Below are 15,865 nucleotides of genomic sequence, written 5' to 3'. Positions count from 1 at the left end.
TGGGGCGTTCAGATCCGGTTGTCCCGGATCCACCGCTCGACGTCGGCTGCGGCGTCGGCGACGTCCTCGCCGCGAACGGCGAGCGGCTCACCGAGGGTCGCAGCGTTCGGGGTCAGCGGCCGGTACGTGCTGGTGGTGTTCCCGGCGCCGCTGACGGCGTAGGTGACGAACGGCAGCACCCGCTTCCCGGTCACATCGACTGCCTCGAGGAACGTGGACATGATCATCGGTGGTCGCACGTTCCAGATCGGGCTGCCGATGAGGACGGTGTCGTAGTCGGCGAGGTCCGGGATCGTGCCGGTGATGCCGGGGCGGGCGTTCTGCTGCTGCTCCTCGACGTTGCGTTGCACGGTCGGGTCGTACCGGTCGGAGTATGGCTCCGTCTCGCGGATGCGCACGTGGTGCAGTCGACCCGGGCGGTGATCAGGTCGGCGAGGCGTTCGGTGTTGCCGGTGCGCAGCATCCGGCGGCCGCCGTGCCAGTAGTTCTCGCCGGCTCGCGAGAAGTACACCAGCAGGGTCCGGCTCGTATCGCTGGTCGCTGTCACGGGTGCTCCATCCGGGTTGGGTCGACTGCATGCAGTCAGTGCTGCAGTCGCGGCGGCGCCGCCGCCGATGAGGGCGGCAGTTCGGATGAAGCCGCGACGGGTGACCGGGGCGGGCATGCTGTCCTTTCATGCGGCGCGGCCCGGCAGCGAGGGGGGGGAAGCTGCCGGGCCGCGCCTGTCTTGCAGGTCTGCCGGTTACGGGCGGACCAGGACCTTCAGCGCTTCCCGGTCAGCCATCGCCTGGTAGCCGGCGGGCACACCGTCGAGGTCGACGGTGCGATCGAAGACCTTGCCGGGCTCGATGGAGCCGTCGAGGACCTGCGGCAGCAGCTCCGGGATGTAGGCCCGCGCCGGGGCGACGCCGCCGGTGAGGGTGACGTTGCGCATGAACTCGCCGAACCCAAACGGGACGTCTTCGAACTGGGGCGCGCCGACGCGGCTGATCACGCCACCGTCGCGGACGACCTGGAACGCGGTCTCGAGCGCCGGCTTCAGCCCGACCGCCTCGAGGACGACGTGGGTGCCGTCACCGTTGGTGAGCTCCTTGACCTTCGCGACGCCGTCCTCGCCACGCTCGGCGACGACGTCGGTCGCGCCGAACTCACGGCCGAGGTCCGTGCGGGCCTGGTGACGGCCCATCAGGATGATCCGGTCGGCGCCGAGGATTTCCGCCGACAGCACGGCGGACAGGCCCACCGCGCCGTCACCGATCACGGTGACGGTCTTCCCTGGTGCCACACCGCCGGTCTTGGCTGCGTGGTAGCCGGTCGACATCACATCGGACAGGCTCAGCAGCGACGGGATCAGGGCCTCGTCGAACCCGGCGGGCACGACGACGAGGGTGCCGTCTGCCTGCGGCACGCGGACCTGCTCGCCCTGGCCGCCGTCGACGCCGTCGGAACCCCAGTGGGCGCCGTGGCGGCAGGAGGTCTGCAGGCCTTCCTGGCAGAAGTCGCACGTGCCGTCGGAGGCGACGAACGGTGCGATGACGAAGTCGCCGACCTGCACGTCGGTGACGTCCGCGCCGATCTCGTCGACGATGCCGACGAACTCGTGACCCATCCGGGCCCCGTCATCGGACTTCGGCATCGACCCGTAGGGCCACAGGTCGGATCCGCAGATGCAGCCGGCGACGACCTTCACGATCGCGTCGGTCGGCTCGAAGATGGTCGGATTCGGAACGTTCTCAACGCGGACGTCGCCCGCGCCGTACATCAGTGTGGCTCGCATGGAGCTCCTTTCTCACTCCTGCAAGCCTTGCCCGCCGGACGTCGGGTTGACAGGTAACAGCATCCCCTCCTCCGCGCAGATGCCTCGACGTAGCCTCGGGGCATGGACACGACAGCAGAGGTCCGCGACTTCCTCCGAACGCGTCGCGAACGCGTCACACCCGCCGACGTGGGACTGCCCGACTTCGGTGGCGCCCGACGGGTGAAGGGGCTGCGCCGGGAAGAGCTCGCGCTGATCGCCGGGATGAGCGTGGACTACTACATCCGCCTCGAGCGCGGGAACCTCACCGGGGTATCCGAAGCGGTCCTGGAATCGCTGTCCCGGGCGCTCCGACTCGACGAGTTCGAACACGCGCACCTGTTCGACCTGGCGCGGCTGCAGAACACCTCCGGGACCGCGCGGAAGAAGACCCCGACGTCGCGGGTGCGTCCCACCGTGCAGCAGATGCTGGACAACATGACCGCCCCGGCCTGGGTCCGCAACGGCCGGTCGGACTTCCTCGCCGGCAACGACGCCGCCCGGGCCCTGTACTCGCCGATGTTCATCAGCCCAGCGGGCACCCCGAACACGGCACGGTTCGCGTTCCTCGACCCGCGAGCACGCACCTACTACCGCGACTACGACCTCGTCGTCAGCGACCTCGTCGCGGTGCTCCGCGCCGAAGCAGCCCGATCCCCGTACGACAAGGGCCTCACCGCCCTCATCGGTGAGCTCTCCACCCGCAGCGACCAGTTCCGGGAGCTGTGGGCAGCGCACGGCGTGCTCCGGCACCTCAACGGCGCCAAGCGGGTGCACCACCCCGACGTCGGCGATCTCGACCTCACCTACGAGGCGATGGAACTCTCCTCCGACACCGGCCTGACCTTCATCGTCTACGGCGCTGAACCGGGCTCACCGTCCGCGGAACGACTCCAGCTGCTGTCGAACCTCGCCGCAACCACCACCAGCTCGGCACGAGCGGACGCGTGAGCGCCGACACCGAGTCAGTCGCAGTCATCGCAGCCGTTGCACCAGCCGGGTTCTGGAGTCGACTGCGGTTCCGGCTGGAAGCCGAACGCGGCATCGACGACCTCACCCGCGACCAGGTCGAGGACGACCGCATCCGAGCCGAAGCCGCGGTCCGCCTGGCCCCCGGCCCGTGGTGATCGCGGACCTGTTCCGACGGCGCTGAGCCGAGACACACGAGAAGGCCCGGTGCTCTGAGAGCACCGGGCCTTCTGCGTCTGCGAGGTGGTCACCACGTCGACGCGCGAATCTCCGTCACTTGCGTGGGTGCCGCGCCCGCGGTGGGACGCAGCCGGAGGCGCAGTTGCAGCCGCCAGTCGGCACGGCCGCCCCAGATCGTCGCGTCGGTCATGGTCCGCACGATCAGCGCATCGTCTTCCGGCAACGCCCGGACCTCGACGTCGCGGATGCGGTGATACTGCATCTGCTCATCATCGATCGCTGCCAGCCAGTCCGCTTTCGGCTGCACAAACCCGGTCATGTGGGTCAGCGTGAACCCATCAGTCAGGAGGGTGTCGAGCGCTGCCGTATCGGCGTGCACCATCGCGTCCCGGACCGCGCCCCAGGAGGCAGTCGCCGTCGACTCGAACGTCACGCCGACCCGAGCCGGTCGAGGTCCTGCCGAACGGCAGCCGGTTCCTGGGCGACGGGCTGGTTGTCCTGGTCCCGGACCCCGTCGATGCCGGTGTCGGCGTCGAGGGCTGCGAACACGGGCGCCAGGTCCGTCTGCTCGTGGCCGCGTTCAGCGACGAGCTCGAGCGTCTTGTGGTCGGCGGTGTCGGTGGTGAGCGCGTCGACGAGGACTCGGGCGATCTGGTGCCGGGCGATGACACCGTCGGCGGGACTGCCGGCGTGCCGGGTGTCGCCCTGCAGGAACGTGACCTCGAGCTGGTCGGCGTCGTTGTAGTCGAACCAACCCGGACGCACGATCGTGTACCGGTTGCCGCTGGCGCGGACGAGCCGTTCGCTGCGACGCTTCCAGTCATGCGTGACCGCGCGGCGGGTGACACCGATGCTGGTCATCAACGCAACCCGTACCGGCCGACCGTCGAGGGCCTGCAGGACGTTCCGGACGGCGCCGTAGTCGACGTGTTCGGCGTCGTTGCTGCCGTACGCGGCGCCGTGGGTGAACACGACCGCGTCGATGTCACGGACCGCGTCGGTCAGGGTGTCGGCGTCGGTGAGGTCGCCGACGACGATCTCCGCGGCCGGGTCGAGCCGGCCGGCGCGGGCCTGGCTGCGGACCAGTGCCCGCACCGTGTGGCCCTGCCGGACGGCTTCCGCGACGACGTGCCTGCCCACGGAACCGGTCGAACCGACGACCAGGACCGTCAACTGCTCGCTCATCGGCGCCGCGCCGCGGCGGTCAGGGTGTGCTGGCCGTAGCTGTTGTCGTCGAGGTTGATCGTGACGCCCGGCGCGACGATCTCATCGATCCGGTCGAGGATCTCCGTCGACAGGGTCACGTCGGCGGCGGTGATCTGCGACTCGAGCTGCTCCATCGTGCGGGGGCCGATGATCGCGCTGGTGACGCCCGGGTGGTTGATCGCCCACGCGATCGACATCTCGATCAGGGTCAGATCGTTCGCCTCAGCGAGCTGGGCGAGGTCCTCGACGATGTCGAGCTTGCGCTGGTTCGCCGGCGTGGACATGTCGAACCGGGCCGACGGGCGCGCGGCCGACGTCGGCTTACCCGGCTGGTCCTTCCGCCACCGTCCGGTCAGCCAGCCGCCCGACAGCGGGCTGTACACCAGGGTGCCCATCCCGTACCGCTGCACGGTCGGGAGGACGTCTTCCTCGATCCCGCGGACGAGGATCGAGTACGGCGGCTGCTCGGTGCGGAACCGCTCGTAGCCGCGGCGTTCGGACACCCACTGCGCCTCGACGATCTCCGCACCGGAGTACGACGACGACCCGATCGTGCGGACCTTGCCCTGCCGGACCAGGTCGGTCAGCGCGGACAGGGTCTCCTCGACATCGGTCGTCGGCGACGGACGGTGCACCTGGTACAGGTCGATGTAGTCCGTGCCGAGGCGGCGGAGGGAGTTCTCGACCTCCTGCATGATCCACTTCCGGGAGCCACCGGAGTGGTTCGGGGCGTCGTCCATCGGCATGAAGAATTTCGTCGCGAGGACGATGTCGTCGCGGCGGCCCTTGAGGGCCTTGCCGACGATCTCCTCCGACTGACCCGACGAGTACACGTCGGCGGTGTCGACGAAGTTGATGCCGGCGTCGAGCGCGCGGTGGATGATCCGGATCGAGTCGTCGACGTCCTCGTTGCCCCACGGGCCGAACATCATCGTGCCGAGCGCGAGCGGGCTCACCTGGACGCCGGTGCGTCCCAGCTGGCGGTAGTCCATGTTTTCCTCTCCGTGACCACGACTAGACGGCCGGTCACGATCCTCACGGTACGGACGGCCGGCTCCTCGGAGGAGGTAAGAACATCCCCTCCCAGCACGCATCCCCCGGTCGTACCGTCAAGGGCATGCCAGCGAACCCTGCAGCCCAGCGTGAGCACGACCAACTCTTCCCCCACCACGCGTCGACGTTCGCCCAGACCGACCCCGAGTTCGTCGCGTACTTCGACGACTTCGTCTTCGACGAGACGCTCCGCGACGTCTCGATCAGCCGGCAGGACCGGCTCCTGGTGCAGCTCGGCGCAACGATCGCCGTCGGCGCGCTGACCGAGTTCCGAGTCCTCCTCGGTGCAGCCCTCGACAACGACGTCACCCCGGTCGAAGTCAAGGAAGTCGTCTACCAGGCAGTCGCCTACGTCGGCGTCGCCCGCACCATCGACTTCCTCACCGCCACCAACGACACGCTCACCGCTCGCGGCGTTGATCTCCCGCTCCCGGACCAGAGCACCACCAACCCCGACACCCGCATGGCGCACGGCCGCGACGTGCAGGGCCAGATCGTCGGTGCCGACCGCGTCGACAGCATGTACGACGCCGCGTCCGCCGACACCGTCCACTTCCAACAGTTCCTGTCCGGCAACTGCTTCGGCGACACCGTCGCCCGCGGCGGCCTCGACCTGCGCACTCGGGAACTGCTGACCTTCGCGATGCTCGTCGCGCTCGGCGGCGTCGACCAGCAGGCCCGAGGCCACGTCGCCGGGAACCTCAACGTCGGCAACACCCGCCAGGACCTCATCGACGTCCTCACCGTCCTGGTCCCCTTCATCGGCTACCCGCGGACCCTCAACGGCCTTGCCGCCGTCAACGACGCCGCACCCCTCACCGACTGACAGCCCCCGCCACCACACCGCACGCCCCTACGAACCAGGAGCCCCGCATGACCGACAACACGTTCGAGCAGCCGTTCCCACTCGGCGAGAAGAACGACGCCTTCGCCCAGTACTTCACCGGGCAGAGCTACCTCGCCCCACTCACCGACGGCCCCGTCACCGTCAGCAACGTCTCCTTCGAGCCCGGCTGCCGCAACAACTGGCACATCCACCACGGCACCGACGGCGGCGGCGACCAGATCCTCCTCTGCACCGCCGGCTCCGGCTGGTACCAAGCCGAAGGCTCCGAGCCCGTCAGCATGACCCCCGGCACCACCATCCGCGTCCCCGCCGGCACCAAGCACTGGCACGGCGCCAAGGCAGACTCCTGGTTCTCCCACATCGCCTTCATCACCCCCGGCACCGACGTCAGCAACGAGTGGCTCGAGCCCGTCGACGATGAGAAGTACGAGCAGCTGCTGGGCAGCTCGGCCCACTGAACGCTACATGTAGTGGTCATGCGCGTGTCGCACCACTACATGTCGTTGGTTCATGTCAGCCTGGGTGTGGCCGATGGCGCAGAACTGGCTGCGCTTGGGAGTCGGGAAGGAGCGCGGAGTCTTGGCTAAGGGAAGCAAGGGCGGCGGTTCGTCGCGGAGCTCGATCACGGGGAAGTTCGTGACGAAGAGCTACGCGAAGTCGCACCCGAAGACGACGCAGACCTCACACAAGAAGAGCAAGTAGCAAGCGCCGCGATGCGGTAGCTCACTGGCGGGGATCGCGCTGCGATCCCCGCCAGTGCTTTACCCGGCGCCTGATACGAGAAGACGAGATCGGGGACCGCGAAGCGGAACGCGTCAGCGCCACGAGTCTCGATAGCCGATCGGCTACCGAGACGCGGTCATGGATCTTGGTAGCGCCGTGTGGCTGCTCGCAAAACTGATCTGCGTCAGGGCCGTCACGCTGACCTTGGTGGTGCGAGGAGTGTTCCGCGGATGACGGAGCCGTGCAAGGTGCGGACGGCGACGGTGATCCATGCGGCGACGAGGCCGGCGTAGTAGACGACTGCGAGGACGGCGACGACGGTGAGTCCGGAGTGCAGGGCGAGCCCATTCAGCCCGGTGACGCAGGTGCCGACGGGGAACGTGAACGACCACCAGGTCAGGCTGAACGGTAGGTGCTCTCGGGCGGTCCGGAGGGTGATGGTGAGGGCGATGACGGTCCACAGCAGTGCGAAGCCGAGCATCGCGAACCCGTACACCAGCGCCACGACCAGCAGTGCGTGGGCGGTTGCGGCATCGACGACGGTGGGGGCGTTCGAGGCGAGGAGGTTCACTGCAGTGATCGACTGCCCGACCGGTCCGAGGACGATCCACAGTGTCGGCACCATACCGGCTGCGCCGACCTTGTGCTGCGCCAGTCGGTTCCAGATCAGCGTGATCACGACCAGGGACGTGATGAGGCTGAGGCCGAAGAAGCCGTAGCAGGACCACAGCAGCGTCTCCCGCGCCTGCCCGGCGGGCGCGTACGGCAGCAGGAGCGCGCCGGTGGAGGCGGATACCATCGGCGGGACGATCGGCATCAGCCACCCGCCGAACGCGGAGTCGGGTTTGTTCTCGTGGCGGGTGAACGCCAGGTACGGCACCAGGACCGCTGTGAGGAGCCCGCCGATGGTGCCGATGGTCCAGAGGACCCAGTCGACGGTGACCGCGGCGGGGAGGCCGATCCAGTCCTTGCCGAGGAGGATCGCGCCGGCGCCGACGGTGAGGAACGCCATCGGCGGTGCGCCGTAGAAGTGCGAGATCACCGGGTGCAGGTGGTGCTTCGCTGCGGTGCTGCGGTACCGGACCCAGTGCAAGACCGTCGCGATGGTGAGGGCGACGAGCAGGACCGCGGCGATCGCCCAGACGATCGTCGCCGCCGTGCGCAGGCCGGGGAATTGCAGCGGGAGCGACGCGGCCGCGACGGCGACGATCCCGGTGCCCATGATCGACGCGAACCAGTTCGGGGTCAGGTTCGACACGATCAGACCAGGCCGCTCCAACTCCCGGAACAGCCGCCGGTCGCGCACACCATGCTCGGAAGCTGCGGGCGCGTGGGCGAGGTGAGCGGACATGCACCCATCGTGCGCGTGTTCGCCATGGTTCGGGAACGGCGGACTCGTTGGCAGGGCACAATGGCTGCTTGTGGCACTGCGGCGGCTGACGGACCGGACTCTGGACCTCGACACCCTCGAAGTGCTCGTCCGCGTGGCGGAGACCGGTTCGTTGACCCGCGCGGCCGATGTGTTGCGGGTGACGCAGCAGGCGGTGTCTGCGCGCTTGCGTGCCGCGGAGCAGGCGACCGGTCAGCCGCTGGCGCACCGGACAGCATCCGGGACCGCGCTGACCGACGCGGGCCGAGTGGTGCTCGGCCTGGCCGTCCCGGTGTTGGAGGCCTCCCGGCGGCTCGAAGCAGGAGTCGCCGCGCTCCGGGAACCGGCGGGATCCCTCGTGGTCGCAGCGTCGCAGACGATCGCCGAACTCCTGCTGCCCGGATGGTTGCTCGCGCACCGGGCTGCCGCGCCGGATGCGTCGGTGCGTTTGATTGCGGGGAACTCCGCCGCGGTGACCGACCTCGTTCGCTCCGGCGCTGCCGACGTCGGGTTCACGGAGACCCCTGCTGCGCCAGCTGACCTGTCCTCGCTGGTGGTCGACGAGGACGAACTCGTGGTCGTCGTCGCTCCGCACCATCCGTGGGCAAGGGCTTCGGGCATCACCGCGGATGACCTCGCGGAGACGCCGCTGCTGCTCCGTGAGGAGGGGTCCGGTACCCGCTCCACGGTCGAGGCGTGGCTCGACGATGCTGGGCTCAGCCTGGCCGCGCCGGCGGCGGTACTGGAGACGACGGGCATCATCCGCGCCAACGCTCGGGCGGGCATCGCGCCGGCCGTGATGAGTCTCCGCACCGTCGACAGCGACCTCGCCGACGGTGCCCTCGTCCAGGTACCACTGCTCGGCCCGCCACTGATCCGGCCGCTGCGCGCGATCTGGACCGGCCACCCGGGGCCCGCCGTCACGGCATTCCTCGACAGCGCTCGGCAGTCCCGATAGCCGGTCGGCGATCGGCCAGCCAGCGTAGGTCAGCCCTCCCGCGCGCCGCCGTGTCGCAGATACCCCGTCCGATTTGATTCTCACTCGGCTGCGCCATGCGGACGCTCTGCCACAGGCGAGATCACCCACCGGCCGACCGTAGATGCCGACCGGCACTGGTCCGAGCAGTCGCACGACGGCCGACCTCCGCAGCGGCCGACTGCTCGCCAACTGCTCAGCCCCATGTCACTTCAAGGGGCACGATTCACGCCGGTGATAGTGCCTGTTATCCGAATCTTCCGGAGCACCCCCTCGGGTGCTCGAAGACCGCGAAATCCCTCCAGAACGCCGGGCCCCGCCGGTAAACTGGACCCGTACGAAACGGAGCCCCCATGCGCCACGTCACCCACCTCCAGGCCGTCACCGGGCCCGGCACCGCGAAGCCGCGCGAGACCGCGCCGGCACGCACCGACGCCGACATCCAGCGCGCCATCACCCGTGCTGACGCAGCCCTCGGTGCCGCTGGCCACCAGGTCACCGACGAGGAAACCCGTGAGCTCGGCCGCCAGATCACCGCCGGCACCGTGTCCGGCGACGAGGCAGCGGCTCGCATCATCGAGAAGCTGCGCGCCACCTCCCCTGAAGGTTGACGGGGCCAATCGCCACGCTTGCGCCGCTTGAAGATGGGTCGGACTCGGTTCCTAGGAGCTTTGGCTCTCCCGACGACACGGCCACCGCGTCCTGACACGGCCACGGGCAGTGAGGACGCAAGATATTCTGAGAGTTTACCGTGAGCAAGATTCGACTCGTTTACGAGGAAAATCACTCAGTCGGATGTAACGAGATCGTCCTCCTGACAGGTCCCGTACGAGTCCGGTCATCTGATTCCGGGGCTAGCGTGCTCCCATGCCAACAGCTTCGGATGACGCATCAGAACCACGTACCGATCCTGACACTGCGCATGCGATCGCTGACGCCATTGCAGATCTTGGCGCGGAAGGGGATTTCCTCGCGCGAGGCCTGTTGAAGCTCCTCCGGTCGCTGCCGGCAATTCGGCACGCTGCCTTGAGCGACGACCAACGCGCATTCTTCATCAAGTCTCACTCGATGACGGAAGAGCAGTTGCACCACGCAGAGCAGAACGTTGCGCGCGGCGCCCTTCTGCTCAAACAGATTGAGACCTGGGCGAATGAGTCGTGGCGAACCATCGGAGTGCGCGAAGCCGCTGCGCTCCTCCAGAGCTCCGAGGATGAGCTGCGCGCCGCCGTCGCCAGGGGGTCGCTGATGTCCGTCACAATTGGTGACGAGGAACGAATCCCGCATTGGCAATTGAACAGTCGAGCAATCGGCGAACTCCTTCCCCACCTCGACGCGGTCCTGCCGGCCCTACTACCTAATTGGAGCCCGACAAGCATCAGCGCCTTCTTCCACACCCGTCAGGAAGATCTTCGAGAATTCGGCACAAAGACTCCAGCTGCCTGGCTCGAGGATGGCGGCGACCCAGAAGCCATCTTGCAGATCATCGAGACAGCTGAGCGCCGATGAATACCCCATGTAACACCTGGCTTATTCAAGAGGATTCCGTCACACGTTTCACAGAATGGTCATTCGGCTCTGAGGATGAAATGCGATCATTTCTGGAGCGTCATCCAGAGGTTCTCGACGACTTGCTGATCGTGGGTAGTGAGCTGAAAAGTGATTCTCATGGCTGGCCCGATCTACTCGCCCTCGACGCCGCAGGCCAGGTTTGGGTCATCGAACTGAAACTCAACTACGCTCCGCGCAAGATACTGGACCAGGTCATCGGCCACGCCACATGGGTTGCCGCGCTGACCCTCGAAGACCTGGTGGAGACATATGCCCGCTACGGTGATGGTGCCCGACTCACCGAAGACTACGAGGCGAGATTTGGTAAACGTCTTCCTGGACGGGCGGAGATGGGTTCGGTTGTGGCAATCGTTGCATCGAAAATTCTCGAACACACGCATTGCCAACTTGCTTGGCTCGAGCAGTGCGGAGTGCCGATGCGCGCGTATGAGTACCGATATTTGTGCGCCGATGGGGTCGAGGCGGTGCGGCTAGAGCGCGTAAGGCTTCAGCGGCACGCCAGGCGTCCCCTCTAGTGGTCGGAGAGGCTCGTTGAAACGAAGCCGCGTCGTCGTTGGGGACAACACCCCGCCGTACACGCACCCGGGCGCCGGTGTTCTACTGCGCGAAGCGCTGCCTCCTCGGCGGCGTCGCGGACGACCTCCCCCGGATTATCGCACCAACGTCGCCGGCAGAGTGACTGGGACCGTCCATCACCGCTTCGTGGACTTCGTCGCCTTCTTGCGCGTCCGCTTCTCCGGTTCGATGCGGATCGCCTCGCGGACGCGAGCCCGGAGGTCCTCCACGAGAACGTCCACGTGCGTGAGCTTGCGGTGGAGCCAGATCGGCTGGCCGAGGAACTCGTCCGCATCAGGATCATCGGTCGGACCCATGAGACCCGCCTGCCAGATCTCGGCGATCGCCATCTGCACGTCCTTCGCCGCATCGATGACCGGCTCGCGAGCGATCAGCTCGAGCAGGCGCACCTGCTCGCGGATCGTGCGCATGGCCTCCTCAGTCGGCTCCATGACGGCAGCCAGGCGCTCTTCGGACGTGCCGGCCCGAACGCGGGCGATCTCGAGGTGGCACCGGCTGACCGCTGCTGAGATCGCTACGTAGGACGCCTTCAGCTCTGCGTCCCATTGCCGCTGGTCCTCGCGCCTGAGCTTCCTACGGTCGCTGAACCACGTGGACAAGAAGGCGATCGCGGCACCGGCGACCAGGAAGCCGCCCGAGATCAGCGCCGTCTGCCAGCCGGGCGCGGAGGTCGCCGGCGCAGCTGCGGGCGCGGCGGCCAGCAGCGATAGAGCCGTCGCCGCGCTCACGCGACCGTGTACTGCAGACGGTCGTTGTAGGCGAACCGCAGCTCGTCCGGAGCATCGAAGTCGACCTCGCCCGACACCTCCACAGCATCGGCCTCCCCCGTCTTGTCGAAGGCGTCCGGAACCTCGGTGCGCATCCGCGCGACGCCGCTGAGGAACTGCAGGAACTCCTGCTTGTCGGCTGCATGCGCGAACCCGAGCACGACGATGCGTCCGGTGTCCTTCTCGCGAAGCCGTGCTCCGATGCGCCCCGGCGACACCTCGTACTCGTCGATGTAGCAGCGGACGGTCTTCGTCTCAGGCATGTCGCCCCTCCATGTCGATCCCCGTGATCCTGCCAGATGCGTCCGACGCCGACCGCCCGCAGTACCGTGTCACCGACCTGGGAGGACCCCCGTGACGATCACCGATCAGCTGACGCCGACCGAGTTCGGCTTCCGGATCCGAGCCACCGACGAGTACGTCATCGACGTGCGGAAGATGCTCTTCAACTGGCGGCTCATCGTCAGCCTCGCGCCCGAGTACGGCATCACCAGCCAGCACGGGTTCTGCTGCTTCGGCCGGAGCGAGGAATCACTCCATCGCGCGGTCGCGGCCGGCCTGGCGTGGGAGGACCCGCTGCACACCGAGCCCGAGGGCTACGACAAGCAAGCGGTCTGAGCAGGTCGTACTTCACCCGTGGCCAGCGTCAGAGCCGAAGTTCCGCGCGCAACTCCCGAGTCAAGGAATCGAGGTGCGACTCCACCCTCTTTGTTTCGTCTCGCACCCAATCGTAATCCGCTTCGTCCTCAAACGGTCCCATCACTCGAAGCAATGACGGCACATCGAGAAGGTTTAGGGCTGACCATTGCATATCGTGTAGAGCCCTATGTGACTTTGGGACCCGGAACAGTTCGAGCTGCGCCCGGGCTGCAGCAAGAGCGCGGTTGTACCTGCCGACCGCTATACGAAGTCTCACTGCTGTGACCGGCGAGAAACGAGTGCCGTGGCTGCGTTTGTAGGCCAGGGAATGACTTGCGGACTCCATATGCGCAAGGAGCCGCCTCGTCTCCGCGGCAACCATGCTGTACACCTCTCGAACCTCGCGGTCCCATTGACGCTTATCCTCTCGGGCAAGCTTCCTTTTGTCGCTCGCGCGCAGCGAGAGGAATGCGATTCCCGCCGTGATGATGGCTGCCGCGAGGACGAAAGCCCCTGTCAACAGCGGCTGCAGCCAGACCGGTGATGTCCCGTCCATGACGATGTGGAGCGGGGATGGGCTCGAGGTGGGGCCAACCACTGTGACGGTGCCGTGCGTCATGACTTGCCTCGCTCTCGGGTAAGCGAATCCTCTCCGACAAGCAGAAGCCCCCGCAACCAGCAGGTTGCGGGGGCTTCTTTTCCTCCTGGGCGACGATTGGGGCTAACCGGCGCCCGGTGGTCCTACCGGCCGCTCCAGCGCATGCGCCGCCGGACGACCCACGCGGCGACGACTTCGGCCAGGAGCAGCAGCGCGGCACTCCCGAGCAGCGACGAGCGGTCCTGCTGCGTCGCGACCGGCGTCCCCGTCACGGCACCGGCCTTCGGCGGAGACACGACCACCGGCTTGGCGAGCTTCGCGTGCCACGGATCCGACGCGGTGACCTTCTGCCCGGAGTACGCGGCGATCGCCTTCACCGTCGCCAGATCCCCGTGGCTCGAGCCCGCCTTGACGCCGGTGAGGGTGCCGACGAGCAGTGCCTGCTCATCCGGCTTCAACCCCTTCAGCTCGGCGGCGGGCTTCGTCACGTACTGCTTCCCGTTCACCGTCACGGTGTCCCTCGCCCCCCGCCGGCGCGGCGACGAGCAGCTGCAGTGCTCCGATCTTGCCGGTGGACTCCCCCGTCGCCTCCGCGGCACCTGGACACCGGTCAGCGCCTCGTTGCCGTTGTTCTTGACCGCGACGGCGACCTTCACCCCGGACTTGCCTTGCGCCGGGCTCAGCTCGAGCGCCTGGGTCGGGAGGTTCCGGTCGCCCTGCTCGGCGCCCTCATCAAGGGGTGGCCAGCTTCATCCGCACGCTCAGCGGCGCCTTCCGCCGCGCGCCGAGGAAGCGCTACATCAAGAACGCCTCACCGGGCGCGGCGGTCTACGCCCGTCACGACATCGTCAGCCATCTCGTGACCGTGCCTGGAGGCACCCGCGGGGTGCCGCTCACCAACATCTTCCGAGACCGCAACACGCGGATCGTCGTCCGCTGGGACAGCTACGGCAACGGTGACGCGATCGCCGCGGATCTCTCTCCGCACTTCGAGGTCGGATCAGCGCAGGCCGCAGAGCCGCCGCGTCCACCGGCCGCGCCCCGAAACCGAGCGGCCGAAGACCTGCGCGCAGCTGCTCGCGATGCGACTACGGGGCCGCGAGGATCCGCGCAGGCGACCCGAGCGACGACGCCGACGCCCGGTCGAACGCGCACGGTGACGCAAATCGTCCGCGAGGAGCCGTACGACCCGTCTCAGCCACAGCGGCCGGAGCGCCCGCTCCGGCCGGGCGAGACCCGACGCGTCGAGATCATCAGCGAAGAGCCGCTGTAGGTGCCCGAGTAACGTTCGTCATGCGAGGATCGCGGCATGGGCTTCCTCGAGCGGATCCTCGGCCGTAAGTCAGCGCCAGTCGACGACGGCGTCGCAGGGCTGACCACCCTGTCGGGCACGACCACCATCTGCCGCGACGCGATCCTCGCGCTGGCTGCACGTCACGGCCAGGGAGACCAGGGCTACCTCGAGCTGCCCGGCTCGCTCCAACGTGAGCCGGGGAACCCAGTCGACCCCGAGGCCGTCGCCGTGATGGTCGAGGGCGAGCGCATCGGCTACCTGCCCGGCTACCTCACCGCGGCCGCCGACGTCTCCACGATCGGCTCGAGGGCCGTCCGCGTGCAGATCTTCACCGAGATGGTGCCGAAGGGCCTCCGCGCAGAAGCCTGGGCTTGGCTCGGTTCCCGGTCTCCGCAGTGGGAGTGGACCCGCACCAACCGGCCGCCGATGTCGTCCAAGGCGAAGGCGATGGCGCAGCACCAGAGCAGCCGCAAGATGGTCCAGGACGCCCTGGCCGGCGGCGGTGAACGCGCGGCCGACTTCAAGCGCGGCATGGTGAACGGCGTGCACTACATCGAGCTCGCCGAGCCGATCAAGGAGCTGAAGCGCGAGGGGCGCCTCGAAGAAGCGCTCGAGCTCTGCTACGCGGCCATCAAGGGTGCTGAAGGGGATCGTCAGGGCCGTGCGCCTGCGCCGGGCTACACCGAGCAGGCAGCGATCGTGCTCCGGAAGCTCGGCCGCCGCGACGAAGAGATCGCTGTGCTGCAGCGCTGGTTGAAGCTCTGCCCTCCGGAGCACCGCGACGGCAGCCGCATCGGCGAGCGTCTCGCGAAGCTCACCGGTTGACCGTCAGCCCCGGCGCCGGAACTCGTCGATGATGCCGGGCAGCTGGCTCGAAGTCGAGCGCACGCGGTGCGCCTAGAGGCGAAGCCATCCTGCTGCCCGGTGGCAGGACTCATCGAGTTTCCAACGTTGCTGGCGCGCCGTCGACTTGTTCGACGTGCTGGCCGGACCGTCCCGCTCGCGCGCCGCCAGGACCTGAGGGCTTTCGCGCATACTGACGGATCAGAGCCCACGCACACCGGCGGATGCGGACGTCAGGTCAACAGCGGAGGGTCCGTACAACTGCAAGACCGTCCCCTACTCCGACGAGCCTCCGGTCTTCAACGCTTCAGCTTCCCGCTGATCGTTGGGTAACCGAGAGCCCAGACTTGGTGGCGTGGCTCGGCGGTCGAAGCTCATCGACGCTGCCGATCCAAGAACTAGAGGCAAGAAGGGGTGTGAGGATCCTATCGGTAGCCCGACATCGCATAGTCTGGCTCAGG

At 67.7% G+C, this 15,865-nt stretch carries 22 protein-coding genes; 12 read left to right on the top strand and 10 right to left on the bottom strand.

The window, feature by feature from the left end; translation table 11 throughout:
- Window positions 1-8: 8 nt before the first annotated feature.
- Together ACEN8D_RS00995 and ACEN8D_RS00990 are read right to left on the bottom strand one after the other, a co-directional pair.
- Window positions 9-398 (bottom strand): flavodoxin, encoded by a 390-nt coding sequence (locus ACEN8D_RS00995; RefSeq protein WP_413400406.1) that lies wholly within the window; start codon window positions 396-398, stop codon window positions 9-11.
- Window positions 399-742: 344 nt separating this feature from the next.
- On the bottom strand, window positions 743-1,777 hold the full coding sequence (locus tag ACEN8D_RS00990; protein WP_413399317.1) for a zinc-binding dehydrogenase: 1,035 nt from the start codon (window positions 1,775-1,777) through the stop codon (window positions 743-745).
- Between the two features lie 102 nt (window positions 1,778-1,879).
- Between ACEN8D_RS00990 and ACEN8D_RS00985 the strand changes: the two genes are divergently transcribed.
- Together ACEN8D_RS00985 and ACEN8D_RS00980 are read left to right on the top strand one after the other, a co-directional pair.
- Complete coding sequence (locus ACEN8D_RS00985) at window positions 1,880-2,746, top strand: helix-turn-helix domain-containing protein (protein WP_413399318.1); 867 nt, start codon at window positions 1,880-1,882, stop codon at window positions 2,744-2,746.
- Entirely contained in the window at window positions 2,743-2,922 is a 180-nt protein-coding gene (locus tag ACEN8D_RS00980; RefSeq protein ID WP_413399319.1) for a hypothetical protein, read from the top strand. The genes ACEN8D_RS00985 and ACEN8D_RS00980 overlap by 4 nt, the downstream gene beginning before the upstream one ends.
- 89 nt (window positions 2,923-3,011) lie before the next feature.
- Here the strand turns inward: ACEN8D_RS00980 and ACEN8D_RS00975 are convergent, their stop codons facing one another.
- The 3 genes from ACEN8D_RS00975 to ACEN8D_RS00965 are packed head-to-tail and all read right to left on the bottom strand — an operon-like array spanning window position 3,012 to window position 5,142.
- The gene (locus tag ACEN8D_RS00975; protein WP_413399320.1) at window positions 3,012-3,377 is read right to left on the bottom strand and encodes a nuclear transport factor 2 family protein; all 366 of its coding nucleotides are present in this window, start codon (window positions 3,375-3,377) and stop codon (window positions 3,012-3,014) included.
- Complete coding sequence (locus ACEN8D_RS00970; protein ID WP_413399321.1) at window positions 3,374-4,129, bottom strand: SDR family oxidoreductase; 756 nt, start codon at window positions 4,127-4,129, stop codon at window positions 3,374-3,376. The genes ACEN8D_RS00975 and ACEN8D_RS00970 overlap by 4 nt, the downstream gene beginning before the upstream one ends.
- Window positions 4,126-5,142: an aldo/keto reductase gene (locus ACEN8D_RS00965; protein WP_413399322.1), complete on the bottom strand. Its 1,017-nt coding sequence runs from the start codon at window positions 5,140-5,142 to the stop codon at window positions 4,126-4,128. The genes ACEN8D_RS00970 and ACEN8D_RS00965 overlap by 4 nt, the downstream gene beginning before the upstream one ends.
- A gap of 125 nt (window positions 5,143-5,267) precedes the next feature.
- Here ACEN8D_RS00965 and ACEN8D_RS00960 point away from each other — a divergent pair, with 125 nt between their 5' ends.
- From ACEN8D_RS00960 to ACEN8D_RS00950, 3 genes are all read left to right on the top strand, one after another.
- Window positions 5,268-6,029 carry a carboxymuconolactone decarboxylase family protein gene (locus ACEN8D_RS00960; RefSeq protein ID WP_413399323.1) on the top strand — a complete coding sequence of 254 codons (762 nt, stop codon included), beginning with the start codon at window positions 5,268-5,270 and terminating at the stop codon, window positions 6,027-6,029.
- A gap of 47 nt (window positions 6,030-6,076) precedes the next feature.
- Window positions 6,077-6,508, top strand: a complete 432-nt coding sequence (locus ACEN8D_RS00955) for a cupin domain-containing protein (protein WP_413399325.1) — start codon at window positions 6,077-6,079, stop codon at window positions 6,506-6,508.
- Between the two features lie 121 nt (window positions 6,509-6,629).
- On the top strand, window positions 6,630-6,752 hold the full coding sequence (locus ACEN8D_RS00950) for a hypothetical protein (protein ID WP_413399326.1): 123 nt from the start codon (window positions 6,630-6,632) through the stop codon (window positions 6,750-6,752).
- A gap of 214 nt (window positions 6,753-6,966) precedes the next feature.
- Here the strand turns inward: ACEN8D_RS00950 and ACEN8D_RS00945 are convergent, their stop codons facing one another.
- Entirely contained in the window at window positions 6,967-8,124 is a 1,158-nt protein-coding gene (locus ACEN8D_RS00945) for a TDT family transporter (RefSeq protein ID WP_413398375.1), read from the bottom strand.
- Between the two features lie 70 nt (window positions 8,125-8,194).
- Between ACEN8D_RS00945 and ACEN8D_RS00940 the strand changes: the two genes are divergently transcribed.
- The 4 genes from ACEN8D_RS00940 to ACEN8D_RS00925 all read left to right on the top strand — a co-directional run bounded on the left by ACEN8D_RS00940 (window position 8,195) and on the right by ACEN8D_RS00925 (window position 11,202).
- Window positions 8,195-9,100, top strand: a complete 906-nt coding sequence (locus tag ACEN8D_RS00940; protein WP_144805427.1) for a LysR family transcriptional regulator — start codon at window positions 8,195-8,197, stop codon at window positions 9,098-9,100.
- 371 nt (window positions 9,101-9,471) lie between these two features.
- Window positions 9,472-9,729 (top strand): hypothetical protein, encoded by a 258-nt coding sequence (locus tag ACEN8D_RS00935; protein WP_413398374.1) that lies wholly within the window; start codon window positions 9,472-9,474, stop codon window positions 9,727-9,729.
- A 256-nt stretch (window positions 9,730-9,985) separates the two neighbouring features.
- Window positions 9,986-10,624 (top strand): hypothetical protein, encoded by a 639-nt coding sequence (locus ACEN8D_RS00930; RefSeq protein ID WP_413398373.1) that lies wholly within the window; start codon window positions 9,986-9,988, stop codon window positions 10,622-10,624.
- 80 nt (window positions 10,625-10,704) lie between these two features.
- Window positions 10,705-11,202 (top strand): PDDEXK family nuclease, encoded by a 498-nt coding sequence (locus ACEN8D_RS00925; protein WP_413398372.1) that lies wholly within the window; start codon window positions 10,705-10,707, stop codon window positions 11,200-11,202.
- Between the two features lie 177 nt (window positions 11,203-11,379).
- Here the strand turns inward: ACEN8D_RS00925 and ACEN8D_RS00920 are convergent, their stop codons facing one another.
- Window positions 11,380-11,991, bottom strand: a complete 612-nt coding sequence (locus tag ACEN8D_RS00920) for a hypothetical protein (RefSeq protein ID WP_413398371.1) — start codon at window positions 11,989-11,991, stop codon at window positions 11,380-11,382.
- Window positions 11,988-12,293, bottom strand: coding sequence for a hypothetical protein (locus tag ACEN8D_RS00915; RefSeq protein WP_413398370.1), 306 nt, complete (start codon window positions 12,291-12,293; stop codon window positions 11,988-11,990). The genes ACEN8D_RS00920 and ACEN8D_RS00915 overlap by 4 nt, the downstream gene beginning before the upstream one ends.
- A gap of 91 nt (window positions 12,294-12,384) precedes the next feature.
- Between ACEN8D_RS00915 and ACEN8D_RS00910 the strand changes: the two genes are divergently transcribed.
- Window positions 12,385-12,648, top strand: a complete 264-nt coding sequence (locus ACEN8D_RS00910) for a hypothetical protein (protein WP_413398369.1) — start codon at window positions 12,385-12,387, stop codon at window positions 12,646-12,648.
- 28 nt (window positions 12,649-12,676) lie between these two features.
- Here ACEN8D_RS00910 and ACEN8D_RS00905 read toward each other — a convergent pair whose 3' ends face one another.
- Window positions 12,677-13,288, bottom strand: a complete 612-nt coding sequence (locus ACEN8D_RS00905; RefSeq protein ID WP_413398368.1) for a hypothetical protein — start codon at window positions 13,286-13,288, stop codon at window positions 12,677-12,679.
- 122 nt (window positions 13,289-13,410) lie between these two features.
- Complete coding sequence (locus tag ACEN8D_RS00900) at window positions 13,411-13,779, bottom strand: hypothetical protein (protein WP_413398367.1); 369 nt, start codon at window positions 13,777-13,779, stop codon at window positions 13,411-13,413.
- A 227-nt stretch (window positions 13,780-14,006) separates the two neighbouring features.
- On the opposite strand from ACEN8D_RS00900, the gene ACEN8D_RS00895 reads away from it, so the two are divergent.
- Together ACEN8D_RS00895 and ACEN8D_RS00890 are read left to right on the top strand one after the other, a co-directional pair.
- Window positions 14,007-14,540 carry a hypothetical protein gene (locus ACEN8D_RS00895; protein ID WP_413398366.1) on the top strand — a complete coding sequence of 178 codons (534 nt, stop codon included), beginning with the start codon at window positions 14,007-14,009 and terminating at the stop codon, window positions 14,538-14,540.
- 36 nt (window positions 14,541-14,576) lie between these two features.
- Window positions 14,577-15,386 (top strand): hypothetical protein, encoded by an 810-nt coding sequence (locus ACEN8D_RS00890; protein ID WP_413398365.1) that lies wholly within the window; start codon window positions 14,577-14,579, stop codon window positions 15,384-15,386.
- Window positions 15,387-15,865: the final 479 nt, after the last annotated feature.

The organism is Curtobacterium sp. Curtsp22 (assembly GCF_059492135.1).
Note: the sequence above shows the minus strand (reverse complement) of the source record. Positions and strands in the feature narration are given on the sequence as shown.